Below are 16,655 nucleotides of genomic sequence, written 5' to 3'. Positions count from 1 at the left end.
TGAACGACTAAGGTTTAGACCTGAAGATCATTCATAAATAATCGATATTTAAAACGATATCGTTGAAATCGCGATCCGATTTTGAGCCAATAATATCTTCAAAGCCAAAGAGGTCTGATCCCAAACGCGCTACATGGCTGAGACCATCGGGATTGGCCCCAGAGAATGAAAACAGTGCATTAGGGCCGTTGTTTAAACGATTCTGAGGATTTTGATCGAGTACGTCTTCAATCGTGGCATTCGGAATCAGAACCATACCGTAGATAGTCCCGCCCATCAGAACAATATTGTCTTCTGAGCGGCTGAAATTATCGGGTGTTGTTAATGTTACTCCTGTCAATGAATCCGCAGCTCTTATCAAGGCTTCCCTGGCATAGCCGAGGTCTTCAGGTCGTAAATCGATGGTTTGGTCATTGTTGGTGTCAAGCCCTCCCGTTAAATCATCCACTTTATAAAGAGCAACCAGATTTTCAAAACCAGCAGCTCGACTGATGGAGGTTTGTACCGAGACATCCTGATTCAGGAGTCCCGGTGCGACAACAGCATTGGTGCCAATCTCCGCTGTGATGCCTTGGAACGTTAAATTGTGATAGCCCCTGCTGTCGGATTCAATCGTCGGGCTTTCATTGATTGAGAATTTAGTAGTGGTTCCGATTTTGCTGTACAGCATATAGTGACGATCGGCATTCAACTGTGTTGATGATAATTCACCAAAAAATTGGCGCTCAGTCTGCACTAAGGAACCTGGCGATTGAAGACTAGTGTTTGCAATTGAAGCTGAGAGAGCATCAGATGATGCATTCTCTTGATTTTTGAAGATAATTTCTTTTCTTGCTAAAGCTGCAGCTTCATAACCGGGATCTGTTGACAGCAAGCCATCAATTCGACCTCGAACATCATCGACTTCGATCCAGCCTAATTCGTAGTCTTGATCAGGTGAATCGATAAGCCGCAGTTGAATCTTCCCATCTGAAGCTGTTGGAACCAGGAAAAGATCATTATTGTTTTTGATTAATCCTGGAATCGTTCGACCCACAAAGCCTTGATTTTTAGTTAAACCATTCACGACTCCATCTGCATCGCCCTGCTCACCATCCTCCAGCAGCAGTTGCACTCCTTCTGGAGTGCTGGATTCCGTGGAATCTGAAACAATAAATCGGGCACCACCATTGTCTTGGCCAATTAATGACTGATAACTTTGCGTGGAGGGATCAAAGCTTAGATAGTCGTTGTAATCACTGACACCCTTGATTGAGAGATCAATTCGAGCGCTGTCTTTGGTGGTGGTGGTCGAAAATTCAACGAAGGATCCCATGACGTTGCCGGAGAAATCACCTCTGACGTAATTCCACCCTCGAATCACTTCTCCATTGGCATCAGCCGTGAAGGCTGGTGCAGGTTGCCCAGTCATTGCCTCTGGATCATTGCTGACCAGCCCAACCACGAGACTGAATTGGCGTGTTCCTGTGAAGATCTGATCATTGGGGATGGGCACCGTGACGGTTTTGCTTGATTCGCCAGGAGCAAAAGTCAATTGACCGGCAACGGGTAAATAACGAGATCCGGCCTTGCCGTCTCTGTCATCTGATCGATAAATGGCTTGGATTGTTTGATTCAGATCGCCTGTGCGTGTGATCACAAAGCTGACGCTTTGTTCACTTTCATTCACCACTGGATTGGTGATCAACAGATCTGTGACCTGCTCTGCTGAACCAGCCTCTGTAGAGGTTGTAGCACTACGTTGTGGTGCAGCCTCTCCAAGACTGAGGGCCGTAGCTGTTTGCAGTGAGCTGTCAGAAGCAATGGGTCTTGGGTTAAGAGTGTCAGGAACAGTGAATGTTGGTGTGACATCTAACTGATCAATCAAGACACGCGCAGCAGAGACGCTCGATGTGTATTCCGCATAGTTTTTGTTGATGAGGGTGACTGTACCTGCCAAACTAAAGTCTTGACTAAGTTCGACACGATCATTCTGATCAATGGCCAAGATGAGCGTATTAGTGCTTGATAAGTTAGTTACTGCCAACGAATTGAGCTTTAATGTGTTTTCTCCATAGCCTTGTGAAATAATCGCTTCTATGTTTTTCAGCCGGTTGCCGGGAGCAAGTGTTGTGAAATCCCATTCCTGACCGTTATACCCCTCGAGGGTCAAGATATCTTCTCCAGTACCACCATCAATCCGTCTAAAGTTTGGATCATTAATTGTGATGTAATCATTGCCTGGTCCTGCATAAACCACATCAAGCCCACCACCACTGTAGATCTCGTCATTGCCAATATTGGCGATGAAGCTTTCTCCTGTGGGGGATCCAACCATGACATCGTTGCCAATGGTTCCGGTCTGATTGATCTGAGCTGTAAAATCACTTCCAAACAGGGTGTAGCTGAGGCTATCGGTGGTGTCTTTGGCAAGACCTGGTGCGCCAATCATGAAGTCGTCGAGACCATCACCATTCACATCACCACCACCACTGAGGGATATTCCTGCTTGGGATCCTGTTGTCAGACCCAGCACGATAAATCCTTGATCGTTGGTCGAGCCAGGTTGACCGGAGGTTTTGGTTTGGTTGTTGTTCAGACTTCCCAGATCAAAGGGTGTGCTTGCAGGGTTTTGCCAATTATCCCCACCAAAGACGACATAGGAAAGTCCATCTCTGTTGGGAGCACTGTTGTTATCACTGTTGGGATCTGTGTCAGTTGTAGCGTTTATGTTGGTTTCAAATGATGAAATAATGACATCATCAAATCCGTCTCCATTGATATCTCCAATACCGTCGAACCTGCTGAGTCTGATTGAACCTTCACGTACTGATGCGGCATTATCAGGATTACTTGTATCGGAATTTGTACCGGCTGTGAGTGATGTGTAGTTGGGGTTTTCTCCTTCCTGATCAACCCACGTTCCAATCACAGGTGCCGCAAGAACGACATCGGGAGTTGATGTGGTTGTTGGAGTGATTCCACCATAATAAATCAGAAGAGCACCTCGATTGTTTTCATTGATGGATGAGGATGAATTGCTGTTTGTTCCTGGGAAATTAACTCCAAGATTACTGATAAAACCAGTCGCAAGTATCGCCAAATCCTCGATTCCATCACCATTGAAATCACCAATACGATTAAACTGCCGGCCAAATTCCTGAGTATCATTGGCATCAAACAGTGGATTGCTATTGCTAATGTTAATATAATTATTTACGCCAGCAGCATTAAAGCCAAGATACAGATTCTCATTAAAGAATACTGGCGTCGTCGTTTCCTCGGTGATTTGATTGGGAACTTGACTATCATTGGGTGTCCACGTCACGCCACCATCCGTGGACGTAACATAGTTAATAGTATTTTTTTTGTTTATATCACCGGGACCATTGAAGAAAAGATAAGCTGTGTTATCAATACTGATAACAGAGGGAGGAGCTTGAGTTGATTGACCAGCAATTTGTTGAAAATTTTGCCAGTTGATAGAGGCGGGTTCTTCTGGATTCGCACCAATAATGGTATTGAATTTATTTTTTGCTGGGCCTTTGTTTGCAAAGTATGCGAGCAAGATATTGCCATCACTGTTGATTGTTGCTGAAACGCCTGTTTGTTTGCCATTTATCCCAGCCGATTGGGTAGAAATATTGGGGCCTTCTACAAAAGACGGATCCGACCAGCTCGATGCATTGTTTGGTGTGTCTGAATAGATATATTCGATCTGATTCTTCGTAGTTGATATGTAAAAGGTGAAGAGATTGTCATCTGTAGCCAGGAGAGTCGGGGCACCTTTTATATCTTCTGATAATAATGTAACTGTTTTGTCTGTGGGAAAACTTACACCGAGAGGTTCATCGACTGCATCTTCACCAACAGCAAGAATAACCTCCTCATCAACACTCAAATAGGCAAGATAAAGAGTCTCGTTAAAAACTGCAAGACTTGGCGTTGTGGCAATCCTAACTGTAGAACCTAGTTCTTGAAAGTTCCAATTAACGCCATCACGACTTCTTCCTATAATTAAAGGGTTATTGTTTTCTGGAGTTGGTCCATCATTGCGGAAAGCTACGTAGAGAAAACCCTTGTATTCTGCAAAGGAAACTGTGCTCCCATCACCAATCCTCTGATCTTCGATTGTTGGATTATCTTCACCAAGAATTGTTTGCCATGGGTTGCTTTCGCTAAGTTCACCACTTAGAGGCGCTGAGGGTGGGTTGATTGAATCATTTGGTTTGAATGTATTTGATTCCCCTCCTAATGGATTATTTCCTAGATAATAATCAGTTGATCCATTGCCTTTGATTTTTCCTTCTGGTCGATCAACCAGGAAGTTGCCGCCGCCAAGATCTGCAAAGCCATCACCATTGATATCACCAATTCCCCCAAATACTAAATTTCCATTCGAATCAAAATCAACAGAGCTTGCCTCGAGTTGATTTTTAGTATTTCCCAAAATTAATTGTTTTGTTCCACTTTTGGTGATCAGAAGATCATCGAAACCATCACTATTGAGATCACCCACAGCAGATGCTGCATTCACTGCGGCTAGATTTGGAATACTATCGTTGGCGGTTGATAATGATACTGTGCCATTCACTGAGAGGTCATTCTCTCCATTCAATACATAGAATGTATTGGTTGAATCTATGAATGCTGAATCTGCTAGGCCATCGCCATTGAAGTCGCCAATAGCGAATGATGATTTTAAGAGACCATTTTCTACACTGACAATCAGTTGGTCGGATCCTGTTGCATCATCAATTATAGCTTGCGTTGTCTTGCCAAAGGTGATAATAGAGCCTCTCGGACTTCCTGCCGATAACACATCTGCAAATCCATCTCCATTCACGTCTCCTAAGATACTCACCTCCAGGCCAGTTCCTATCAGAGGCTCATTATTTGAGTTCTGAAATAGCAAACCGTCAGTGACGAATCCATTGTCTGCACTAATATCTGCTAATTTAATACTGCCATCGTCTCTTAAAAAGGGTTGACCAAAAACAGCATACAGCTGAGTCTGATTTGGGGCTGTTATCAATAAGTCATCAATTCCGTCTTTATTGATATCGCCAATTCCTGAGGCTGCAGTACCTGTTACTTGGCTGGGTTGACTACCATTCAGCAGCAGTACTTTCTTATTATCTGCTGATGTAGCACTTAGAGATAGTTCTGGATCATCAAAAAGATTTGCCTCTCCGAAAACAACATAACCTTGACCTGTTCCACTGGCTCCGCTGTTGCTGGTGACCAGCAAGTCATTATATGTATCACCGTTCAAATCTCCAGCATTCGCAAGGTCCTGTCCTGCTTGCCCATAGGCAAGTCCTCCGACTAATCGCTTTGATACCCTATATGTAGTTGGTGTTGAGTCTTCATTTGGTTTTTGTCCACCTTGCGATAGATATATAATCCCTGCATTATCACTTCCTTTTGGTGCAGCAATCCCGAGATCATTTTGACCATCACCATCCCAGTCTCCACTTACTAAAGCAGATCCTGTGAGAAGATCACTTGCTGTATTGTTTTGGATCGCATCAATTTGTAGCCCTTTAAGCACACCGTTGAGTGTTGGCTTGTTTTCGTTTGCATCATACGTAAAGACATATACTTCTCCCAAAGCAACATTACTTTGATCTGGATAATTTTGTGTGATAAAATCGTTATTGCTGTTTGTATTCGACAGAGCATCTATACCATTCCATTGATTGTCTACTGATCCTTTAACGCCTGGTGCGCCAATAATTAAGTCATCATTTGTGGTACTGCCTGAAAATGATGAGCTACCATCACCTGCTTTCGATGTTGTTAAGGACAAGCCAGCTAAGTCATCCGCTTCTCCTTCATGAATGGGGTTATTTTTTAGTGGTAACGATGAATTGCTGGGGTAAATATAGACCGCCCCGGCGTTTTTACCTTTCTTAGCGTTGATGTAATTGGGATCACTAATCGCTATGTCGGCACCTTGTTGACCATCAAAGTTTCCCACCGCAATTGCATAACCAAACAATCCCTCTGGCCCATTTGGGTTGGAAATCTTATAGCCGTCAACATCCTCTGTCTCCTCGGTTAGGTTTGTTACATCAACTGTTTTGCCTCCCTCGCTGCTTCCATAAACAACATAAACAGCACCTCCATTGGGTTCATTGGGCGCTCCAATGATTAAATCATCGGCTCCATCATTATTGATGTCACCACTGGCCAGGCTCAGTGAAAAATCACCATTAAACTCACCCTTGTCTGTTATGCCAGTGATCAGAAAACCTCCGGGATTTCCCTCTGGATCTCCCTGTGCATCTGCAGAAGAGCCGAGTGCTGTTGTCTCTTGATTCATGAGAACATCACCACCGTTCAGCAAGATTTGTACAGTGCCACCGGTTCCACCGCTTGTCGTATTGGTTTCACTTTGTATGAAGCCACGATTGCCTACGGCTACATCACTTAAACCGTCACCATTGAAATCGCCGGTTGCAAGTCGATAGCCAATGCCGACATTCTGTGTATTAATAATAAAACCACTGTCAATTAATGATAGCTGCGAATCATTAGCTTCAGTAACTGTTGCTACTCCTTCAATGGTCGGATTTTGAAAATTTGAGGCTAAACTAGTTTCATCCCCACCAATTCCTTGGAGAGCATTGATCGTTTGAGATGATCCATCATCAAACAATATAGTTACTCCTGCCTTGGAATCTTTAATTAATTCATCTGTTCCGTTGTCAACTAAAAGTGCTATATTTAACTCTGAACCCAAAATCGTATAGGTTAGATCTTCTTCATTGCTATCTGGATTGAGTGTATTGATGAGTTGATTGCCAATAATAAGTCCTAGCTGGTTGCTAGTACTTGTTGTTTGGCTCCCTGTTGCATAGTTCGTATTGTCAACATTCAGTTCTATTCCAGTGATTGTTTTGCCTTGTTGACCTTCCAATATGACACGGAAGAGTGTATCTCTTAGGCCATTGGGGTTGACATACGTATTATTTGTGTTGGCAGCTGTCGATGAAACAACATCCCATCTTGGTTTCCGTTCATCATTCAGCGCGGTGGCTTGTGGCCGATACAAAGGAACAATTTGATTCTCTGTTGTTTCCCATGACTGTTTATTGGTATCGTATACAACATAGAATGTGTTCGGCTCGGGCGGCAGTGGATCAACGAACTGACTGTTGTATTTATTGCCAATTGCGTTGGAATTGCTAATGATTTCAAGTAATTCAGCGCCGGTTAGGCTGGGGCTTTGAAGATCACTCGTTAAAACATCGCTAAAACTCAGCGCGCTAGCGTAATACGCAACTTCGTCGAGGTAAACACCAGTTTGATTGTTTTCGTCGGCGAGTTGAATCGTGCTGACTGGTCTTGAATCAGGCTGGAAGAGATCTAGATTTTCAAGGATTCCAACATTTTCACCATTAATAAAGAGACCAGCCGTCTGTGCTGTTGCATCATAAACAGCCGTTACGTAGTACCACTGATCTTTTATAAATGACGGGTTATTTGTGCTTGTGCTTGAATTGATACTTGTATTGCTGTTTGCATTACCTAAGGACAACTCTAACTCATTCCCCGTAAAACTGATCTGTGCTACATCGCTGAGATTGACCAAGCTGATAGGGTTTGCCGCATTCGGTGTTTCATCAAATTTGAACCAGAAATCAATCGTAAAGGAATCTCGGTAGATCTGAATCGCATTATTAATACTCGCCGATGTTCCTGCTTCAAACTTAGCCGCTCGATTAGGATCACCGCTTTTGGTGGTTGGATCCTCTAATGCTCCGATTTGGTTTAGTTGGACTCCCGCACTATACATTCCGTTTCCTGCATCACCCCAGGATCCGATGTTGTTCAGAATTGGTCCACTTGATTCGCTGAGGCGATAATATAGAACTGGATTCTCTCCTAAGGTTAATTCGGCGTATGATGTTGGTTGTGTTTCTGTCCAGAAGATGGCAGGTTGACCATTCAGTAATTCAATTGTGAGTTGGCTTGTTTCATCCGGTTGTGCACTTGAAATCACTATCTCTGGCTTACTCCAATTTGGCGTTCCGTTGCTGAATGTCAGTTCAGACCAGTAAATCGTTGGTTTATCACTTTCATAATTGATCCATGCAGCGATTAAGTTGTTCTCTGGTCCGGGACCTATCGCCACTCGCCCGTCTGCACCCGGTTGTGTGCTTAAAGCCTCTGCAAGACTCCAAGATCGCTGTGTGGGATCATAAATCGAATAAAAAATGTTGGATTGATCGATTGTATTAAGAATCTCTTGTGATTCTGTTTCACTGTAAAATTCACCCGGGATCTGTTTGTTTTTCAGATTGCTTGTTTTTGTATTGACCCAAACAAGTACATTGTTCCCATTTTGATCCAGTGCTGCGGCAGGTGTGAAATTGAATCCTGATGAGCCAGGAATCGTTTCTAAGCTGGCTGACGTGTTCGCGTTCTCTCCTTTCGGTGGTGTTCCAATCCAAGTTTGGATCACTGTTGTTGGAATTTCTGTGGCTGTATCGATCCGCTGATTCTGGAATGACTTGATTGGTTGTGGCGAACTTCCTATTACACTGCCTGATAAACTAGTTCCTGTATAACTGACCGTTGCGATATCGCCTTGTCCGATTAAATTTTCTCCATCAGGGGGAGTAATGACCAATTGAACTGTATTTCCTAATATTCTTACTGATTCGGTTATATATTCTATTCCCTGGCTTCTTATGACAAATTCAAAGTTGGTTGAGCTGGCAAATAATGGTTGATTAAATGCCAATGTAATTAAATTACTACCCCTTTGAATGAAATTACCAGTGCCGATCAGCTCCGCTGCGTCTAAACTCCCAGTGCTAATGCTAACAGTTGGATTGTTAATTAATAAGTTTTCGAATTCCTCAACGTATATGTTTGTGTTTAATTGTTGATCCCTTATGACTAAATTGTTTGCGTTGTCAGAGCTTAGTTGGTAATTAGCTATTAGCTGAGTGCCTGAAGCTACGTTGTTTGTTAGATTTAATTGAACTGTATTTCCATTTACACGTATTCCGTTGATTTCATATTGATTTCCTTGCGTATCTGCAATGCTGAACTGATCGAGACTTGGTGTGTTTGTGATTTGATTGATGAAATTCAGCTGAATCTGAGAGATAGTTCCTGCTGCATTGAGAATTCCAATTCCAGCAATGGGGGCAATGTTTGCTGACTCAGTCACCCATGCAACTAAGACCTCGTTATTATCTGTGAGGCTTAGCGCTGGGCTACTGTCTTCTGAGAGATCTGCTGCTACATTGTCTCCTAGAAGTGCTGGGTTGATTTCTGTTGAATAGTTCTCGTTGTTACCGCTTATAGGGCTATAGATACTGCTCAGTTCTTGTGGAGTATTGTTACTTACTGGCAAGTCGACTATATTCCCCAATGTTGCTCCACTGCTTGATTTAATATTGCCGTTGTTCGTGAAGCTGACTGTGATTTGATTCTGTGTAGGAGATGGATTTTTATCATTCTCTCTGAAATCAAAATTAATTGATGGTGCAATTGATTCTTTGAGTTGGAGTATCACTCCACTTCCTGACTCCGTCGGAATCACTCCAAAGGGATTGATCTTTTTGCTTGTTCCATCAGCACGTGTGATTGTGACCGTGAAATCATCTGCTTGAGGGAGCTCATTCAACTCTGACCCTAAATCCAAGGTGAGCAACGAGCCATCCACTGATGCTTGCGATAGATTTAAAGAATTTTGTTGATTAACTCCACCCAGTGATGTTGTTTGACCTGTGCCATTCACGCTCGAACCGCCGCTTGTGATATTCCACTGCCAGCTTGGATCGAATGAAAAACCTAATGAGATTGGCCCGAATTTAACTCCTGCTCCTAATGGAATACCAGCAGTTACAAAATCTGGTTCACTTCCGAAATTTACAGAAAAATCCAACCCACCATTGAAAGTCAAGTCTAAGAAATTTTTTATGCCAATTTTTCCTTTGATGGTCCCCGAAAGTACTGGAAATCCAATCGTTAATGTCTCCTCAAATCCTTGTAGAGTATCTTGGGTAATTGAATCCGCTAAACTTATAATTGATGATTCTGCAATTGCAGCAGCGATTGCATTTTTTAATGAATCTCCCGATTCAGTTTGCCCGGTTGCATAAGCAATACTTGCCGCGATTCCAGCTTCTTGGCCAAGTTCAAGACCCAAGGATCCCAGCTCTATGGCAAATGATTGCGGAGCATATGACGAATTTTTTTTAGGTATCAATGTTACTGACAGTTCACTCCCAGCACTAAAATCAGCATTCACAGTTATCCCTGGAACGCCATCTTCGTAAGGTGCTAATAATGGTATTTTAAGATCAAGAGATACTGTAAAGTCTTGGTCTATTTCAGAAAGTGAACTTGATCCTGTTTGTCCATTGTTGAATGTATATGTTGAATCTAATTTGCCTGAAATTGAGACCACATTATTTATTGAGGATGGATCTTTTACTTCATCTTTTCTGAAGACAGGTCCTTTAGATTCACCTTCAAATAATGAGTATGTTAGTGTCCCGTCTTGTTCAAGAAACGAATCACCATTAAAGTCTTTTCCTCCTTTCAGCGCACCGCTATAGTCAATTTTGTCGAGTAAACTTTTTACAAGCTTTTTTAGTATTTCTGGTCTTACGCTTGCATCAGTATTCCATGCTTTAAAGATATCACTGATGCTAAAGTCTATTGCCGCATCAATGCTCGCTCCAAAACCCTGAAAGCCGCTGTTCGATGAGCTTGTGTTAGAGGAATTATCACTGTTTAGAAGCCCTGTATTGATTAGTCCATTGTTAATGGTTTGTGGTATGTAGTTTGCTGGGTTCCTTCTTTTGTTGGCTGGCTCTATGATTGCAGGAAAATTATTCGGTAATGTTGGTAAATTAGATGGAATATCCGGGGTTATTTTGTTTAGTTCAGGTAGGTTTATTGAGTAAAGATCAGTGTCTTCTTTGATGCCAAGGTCGGCTGCTCGTTCAATATCAACCTTGGTTCCTATAACACCGACTCGAACATTTGCTGAGTTGCCGTCTGGGTATACAATGGATTGTGGTTCTAAATCACCAACCTGATCATTCGTCAGTTGTTCACCCTTGTCCTGCCACTTTGTCTGTCCATTTGCATCGTAATCTGCTGTAATATAGAAGAATTCGCTGTTGTTCAGCTCTCCTTGCTGCCATACAACGGCTAAGCCAGGCGCTGTCGTCGCTCCATTGTCTAAATTAATTAATGACGGGTCTGTGACTAAATTCAGGCCGAGGACAGATTGTTGGCCAATACTTGTGATTGTTCTTGCATCTTTCCATTCTTCAGCATTGTCATCATAGATTGCCTGCCATAAAAAGCCATTGTCGACCCAAACAACGTATGTGATGCCAAACGCGTCGGTTGCTATTGCTGCTTGTCGATCGGTGAGATTGATGGTCATGATGATTGAATTGAAAAGTTTTTGCTGGTTTGTTCTTTGATGTCTTCAGTTTGATGAGCTGGTTATCGCTTTTAAGTGCTATTTAACTTTTCTGTTAGTACGCAGGTAATGATTTGATTATGCTTGTTTTGTTGTGTTAATATGTTGTTGTATTGTCTGCCTTGTTTGATTTTTTTACCTGGTTTTATTTTTTGCCACTGATGTTCAATCTTGATTTGCATTGGTGCCTGCCTGGTTTCGATTCTTGCTCTTTGCTCGCGCCTATTGCTGAATTGATGGTGCCTCCTTGCAAACTTCCTTTTAGTTCTTGAATGTTGTGCATGTGCTACTTCAAATTCTTCTTCGTCTAGTGGGTCTCGTTTCTTCCTTGTTTTAATTATTTCTGTTGTTTTCGTTTTTCTTTTTAGTTCTGCAAGGAGTTCTTCATCTCTATCGTTCTCGTTATCTACTCTTCGTAGACCCTTCGGCCCCTGTGCCTGTGTTTTCTGTTGCACTCCTCTTTTTTCTTGCGAGAGTATATTTTGCATTGTCATGAATGCATCTGAGGTGAGACCTAACTTTCAACCTAGCCATCATGATTTGCAGTGTCAGATTAAGTTTTGTTTTTCTCGTTTTTGTTATTTTAATTTCTTTGTTCGTACTAAATTTGTTTGTTTCATGAATGGTTGTGTGTTGTGAGCCCTCATTTGCCACTTCTCTCTTGCTCTTGCGTTGAGCTCTCGCGTTTAAATATTTGCCGTTCGGTTTTATTTATTTTTTGAAACTCAAAGGTCTATCTTTTGATTTTTCTTTTCCTGGTGTTTGCTTTATGCATCATTCCGAGGAGTGATGCATAAAGCTTGTTCTTCTTCCTTTTCGCCCTGTTGAGTCAGGGCTGATCGGTGACCGCGCCCTGGCTGCTGGAACTCACAAGCCGGGCATATTTGCCGAGGATTCCGGTGCGGTATTTCGGAACCGGGGCGGACCATGCATTCCGACGTCGCTCCAGCTCGGCATCGTCCACATTCAGCTGCAGCAGCAGTTGATTGGCATCCACGGTGATGCTGTCTCCTTCCTCGATCAAACCAATGGTGCCCCCGACTGCCGCTTCAGGCGCCACATGGCCGATGACCAACCCGTAGGAGCCACCGGAGAAACGGCCATCGGTGATCAGCGCCACCTTGTCGAGCAGCCCCTGACCCACGATGGCGGAGGTGGGGCTGAGCATTTCGCGCATGCCAGGACCGCCGACGGGGCCTTCGTTGCGCACCACCACCACATCACCGGCCTGGATCTGGTTGTCGAGAATCGCTTCCAGGCAAGTTTCTTCGCTTTCAAAAACCCTGGCTGGGCCTGTGATCACTGGATTCTTCACACCACTGATCTTGGCGACGGCCCCTTCGCTGGCCAGGTTGCCCTTGAGGATGGCCAGGTGGCCCTTGGCATACAGGGGATTGGAGAGCGGCCGAATCACATCCTGATCCGCGGGTGGTGTGGAGGGCACATCCGCAAGCAGTTCCTTGAGGGTTTTGCCTTCGATCGTGCGGCAATCACCGTGGAGGAGGCCGGCATCCAGCAGCAGTTTCATCACCTGGGGAATCCCACCGGCGCGGTGGAGATCCACCGTGACGTAACGGCCACTGGGTTTGAGATCACAGATCACCGGAACGCGCTGGCGGATCTGTTCAAAGTCGTCGATGGCCAGTGCAACGCCGGCCGTGCGGGCTATGGCCAGCAGATGCAGCACGGAATTGGTGGAGCCACCCACCGCCATGATCACGCTGATGGCATTTTCAAAGGCCTCCCGGGTCATCAGATCGAGGGGACGGATGCCGGCCTGGATCGCCTGCACCAACACCTCGGCCGATCGGGCTGCACTGTCAGCCTTTTCCTCATCTTCAGCGGCCATGGTGGAGCTGTGGGGAAGGCTCAGCCCCATCGTTTCGATAGCAGCGCTCATGGTGTTGGCGGTGAACATGCCGCCGCAGCTGCCAGCACCAGGGCAGGCATTTTTCTCAATGGCCGTGAGCTGCTCTTCGTCGATCTTGCCGCTGGTGATCTGACCCACTGCTTCAAAAGCACTCACCACGGTGAGGTCGCAGCCGCCCAGTTTTCCCGGCTTGATGGTGCCGCCATACACGAAGATCGCCGGGATGTTCATCCTCGCCATCGCGAGCATGGCCCCAGGCATGTTCTTGTCGCAGCCGCCCACGGCCAACACGCCATCCATGCTCTGGCCATTGCAGGCCGTTTCGATGGCGTCAGCGATCACTTCCCGGCTCACCAGGGAATATTTCATTCCCTCGGTGCCCATCGAGATGCCGTCGCTGACGGTGATGGTTCCGAAGGTCTGTGGCATTCCACCGGCCAGCCGGGCCGCCTCTTCGGCACGCCGGGCTAAGTCATCGAGCCCGACGTTGCAGGGCGTGATCGTGCTGTAGCCGTTGGCGATGCCGATGATCGGCTTGCCAAAGTCCTGATCGCCGAAACCCACGGCCCGCAGCATCGCCCGGTTGGGAGAGCGCTGGATCCCCTTGGTGACGGCATCGGAGCGGAGCATGATCAGGCCGTCATCCGGCGTGAAACTGGAATCAACCTACCGGCCGCGCTGGTCACCCCCTAGAGCCGAGATCCTCAAGTTGCTTGCGCACATCCGCGATGGCGGCATTCAGTTGCTCAACCCGCGCTTCCAGCTGGCTGTCTGTCTCAAGTGGCAGCCGCTCGCCCGGACTCAGTGCCTCGCTTCCATCCTGCATTCTCGGCGCATACAGCATTGAGCGCTTGTAGCGCAGCCGCCGGCGACGGTCCGCTTCTGAGATCAGCCACCAGCTAAGGCCGGCTGCTCCCAGAACGACACCGCTGACAAGCGTTGCCAGCGTTGTTGAAGCAGAGTCTTGCTGTCGCACCATGGGCAACCAGTCAATTTTTAAACATTAGGTGGCTTGCCCTGATCTGATCCCGAGCCTTTGCAAGGGGTCACCGATTCCAGGGACAATTCGGTTCTGTTCATCGAGATCGGCATCGATGCAGGCGGTGTGGATGGTGATATCAGGGAAGGCCTCACCGATCCGTTTCAATCCGGGGCTCGCGCAGAGCGCGGTGATCACGCGCAGGCGACGCCCGTCGACGCCTTCCTGTTGCAGGTTCTCCAAAATCGAAACAACACCCTCACCATCACGGATCTGATCGAAAAACAGCAGGAGCCCGGCCTGGGCATCGATTCCAGAGGGGATTCCGTCCAGGCATAGATCTGCATTCGGAAGCACCTGGCGTGCCCCCTCCCAAAGGTGCAGGCCTCCAGGAAGAATCGGAACCGCCAGCAAAGGAACGCCTGCCTCGACCATCGTTCCTTCGGTGCTTGCGAGTGGTGTCTTGACCACCTCCCGGCGGTGCGGCAACCAATCGCGGAGCGCTTCGTAACTCAGCCATCGGCCCAGTTCCTCCATGGCTGTTCGGAACAGAGCTGCTGGCGTTCGTTCATGGCGCAGCACTGTCAGCCAGTGGGCAATGAGTGGGTGGGGTGGAACCACCACCCGAAGAGTCTTGGCCATGACACGTGGCTGGGCAGATCTCTGCCATAACGTGACTGTTCAAATTACGGCAGCTGCTTCCGGCACCCGCCGAGCTTCTTCCTCATGCCCGTATCTGCGCTTCTCTGCAACTTGCGTCGCCACCTGACCACTGCCTTGCTCGCCGCTTTGGTTGTATTCACAGGTGTTCTGATCGATGGACCCTCCGTTGAGGCGATCACGGCTCCGGAGCTGCGCGGGCAGCGCGCGGTGCAGGACATCACGTCCGATATGCATGGACGGGATTTAAAGGAAAAGGAATTTCTCAAGGCTGATCTGCGCGAGGTAGATCTCGGGGAAGCCGATCTCCGCGGGGCTGTGATCAACACCTCACAGCTTCAGGGTGCAGATCTTCGGGGCGCTGATCTTGAGGATGTGGTTGCTTTCTCCAGCCGGTTCGATGGGGCCGATCTGCGCAATGCGAACTTCACCAACGCAATGCTGATGCAGAGCCGCTTCAACGACGCTGAGATTGAAGGAACTGATTTCACCAATGCCGTGATCGACCTTTCCCAGCTCAAGGCTCTTTGCGGACGCGCCAGCGGAGTGAACAGCCTCAGTGGTGTGAGCACCAAGGAATCTCTGGGTTGCCGTTGATGGCCAAGCGACTTCCCGTCACAGTGATCACCGGCTTTCTTGGCGCCGGTAAAACCACAGTTCTTCGTCACCTTCTCACCCAGAGCGGTCAGCGTCTTGCCGTGATGGTGAATGAGTTCGGCACCGTCGGGCTCGATGGCGATCTGATCCGCAGCTGCGGTTTCTGCCCGGAGGATGAGGTGGAAAGCCGCCTTGTGGAACTCAACAACGGTTGCCTCTGCTGCACCGTTCAGGACGATTTCCTGCCCACGATGGAAACGCTCCTAGAGCGATCGGATCAGCTTGATGGGATTGTTGTTGAAACGAGTGGTCTGGCCCTTCCCCGTCCCCTGCTCCAGGCTCTGGAGTGGCCTGCCATCCGTCGGCGGGTGCATGTGAACGGGGTTGTCACCGTTGTGGATGGTGAAGCGATGAGTGGTGGCAGTCCCGTCGGTGATCCTGAGGCGCTGGAACGTCAGCGACAGGAGGATCAGAGCCTTGACCACCTCACCGCTATTGAGGATCTGTTCGAGGACCAGCTTCAGGCTGCGGATCTGGTGTTGATCAGCCGTTCCGATTGTTTACAGCCTCCGCAATTGGAGACCGTTTTGGAGGCAATCGAGCCGCGGCTGCGTCCCGGTGCGAGCACATTGGCGATCAGCCGAGGGCAGGTTGATCCAGCTCTGGTGCTCGGGCTTGAGTCCCTTGAATCGCGCCAACGCGCTGATCACGCTGACGAAACTGGGCATCACGATCACGATCACGATCATCACGATCACGATCACGATCACGATCACGATCATCACGATCACAGCCATGTGGAGGCCATCAGCGGTCAGATCCGGCTGGATGGATCCTTTGATCGCACCACGCTTGAGCGGCTCCTGCCGGAGTTCGTCCGCACGCATCACGTGATCCGACTCAAAGGTCGTGTCTGGCTTCCAGGGAAGAGCCTCCCTTTACAGATTCAGATGGTCGGCCCCAGGTTGGACAGCTGGTTTGAGGCAGCTCCGGACCATGCCTGGATGCCTGCTGAAGGCATCGGTCTCGAGCTCGTCGTGATCGGCCTCCAAAAGGGTGCAGCGGAGAGTCTCGAGAGCAGGCTTCTGACCAGTCGCTAGCGC

The 16,655-nt window shown here is 47.1% G+C and carries 7 protein-coding genes; 2 read left to right on the top strand and 5 right to left on the bottom strand.

Features of this window, described 5'->3' with window-relative positions; all coding sequences use genetic code 11:
• Window positions 1-31: 31 nt before the first annotated feature.
• From WH7805_RS14020 to WH7805_RS02970, 5 genes are all read right to left on the bottom strand, one after another.
• A complete protein-coding gene (locus WH7805_RS14020; RefSeq protein ID WP_083773557.1) occupies window positions 32-11,407 on the bottom strand; it encodes a Calx-beta domain-containing protein in 11,376 nt (3,791 codons plus the stop codon).
• A gap of 71 nt (window positions 11,408-11,478) precedes the next feature.
• Window positions 11,479-11,934: a hypothetical protein gene (locus WH7805_RS02985; protein ID WP_232198928.1), complete on the bottom strand. Its 456-nt coding sequence runs from the start codon at window positions 11,932-11,934 to the stop codon at window positions 11,479-11,481.
• Window positions 11,935-12,275: 341 nt separating this feature from the next.
• Window positions 12,276-13,946: a dihydroxy-acid dehydratase gene (gene ilvD / locus WH7805_RS02980; protein WP_006041478.1), complete on the bottom strand. Its 1,671-nt coding sequence runs from the start codon at window positions 13,944-13,946 to the stop codon at window positions 12,276-12,278.
• Window positions 13,947-13,998: 52 nt separating this feature from the next.
• Window positions 13,999-14,295: a hypothetical protein gene (locus WH7805_RS02975; protein WP_006041477.1), complete on the bottom strand. Its 297-nt coding sequence runs from the start codon at window positions 14,293-14,295 to the stop codon at window positions 13,999-14,001.
• Between the two features lie 24 nt (window positions 14,296-14,319).
• Entirely contained in the window at window positions 14,320-14,937 is a 618-nt protein-coding gene (locus tag WH7805_RS02970; protein WP_006041476.1) for a uracil phosphoribosyltransferase, read from the bottom strand.
• 84 nt (window positions 14,938-15,021) lie between these two features.
• Here WH7805_RS02970 and WH7805_RS02965 point away from each other — a divergent pair, with 84 nt between their 5' ends.
• Window positions 15,022-15,552, top strand: a complete 531-nt coding sequence (locus WH7805_RS02965; RefSeq protein WP_006041475.1) for a pentapeptide repeat-containing protein — start codon at window positions 15,022-15,024, stop codon at window positions 15,550-15,552.
• Window positions 15,552-16,652: a cobalamin biosynthesis protein CobW gene (gene cobW / locus WH7805_RS02960; RefSeq protein ID WP_006041474.1), complete on the top strand. Its 1,101-nt coding sequence runs from the start codon at window positions 15,552-15,554 to the stop codon at window positions 16,650-16,652. The genes WH7805_RS02965 and cobW overlap by 1 nt, the downstream gene beginning before the upstream one ends.
• Window positions 16,653-16,655: the final 3 nt, after the last annotated feature.

The sequence above is a fragment of the Synechococcus sp. WH 7805 genome (genome assembly GCF_000153285.1).
In the GTDB taxonomy this organism is placed as follows: domain Bacteria; phylum Cyanobacteriota; class Cyanobacteriia; order PCC-6307; family Cyanobiaceae; genus Synechococcus_C.
The sequence above is the reverse complement of the archived record's forward strand: the minus strand, read 5'-3'. Positions and strand labels throughout refer to the sequence as shown.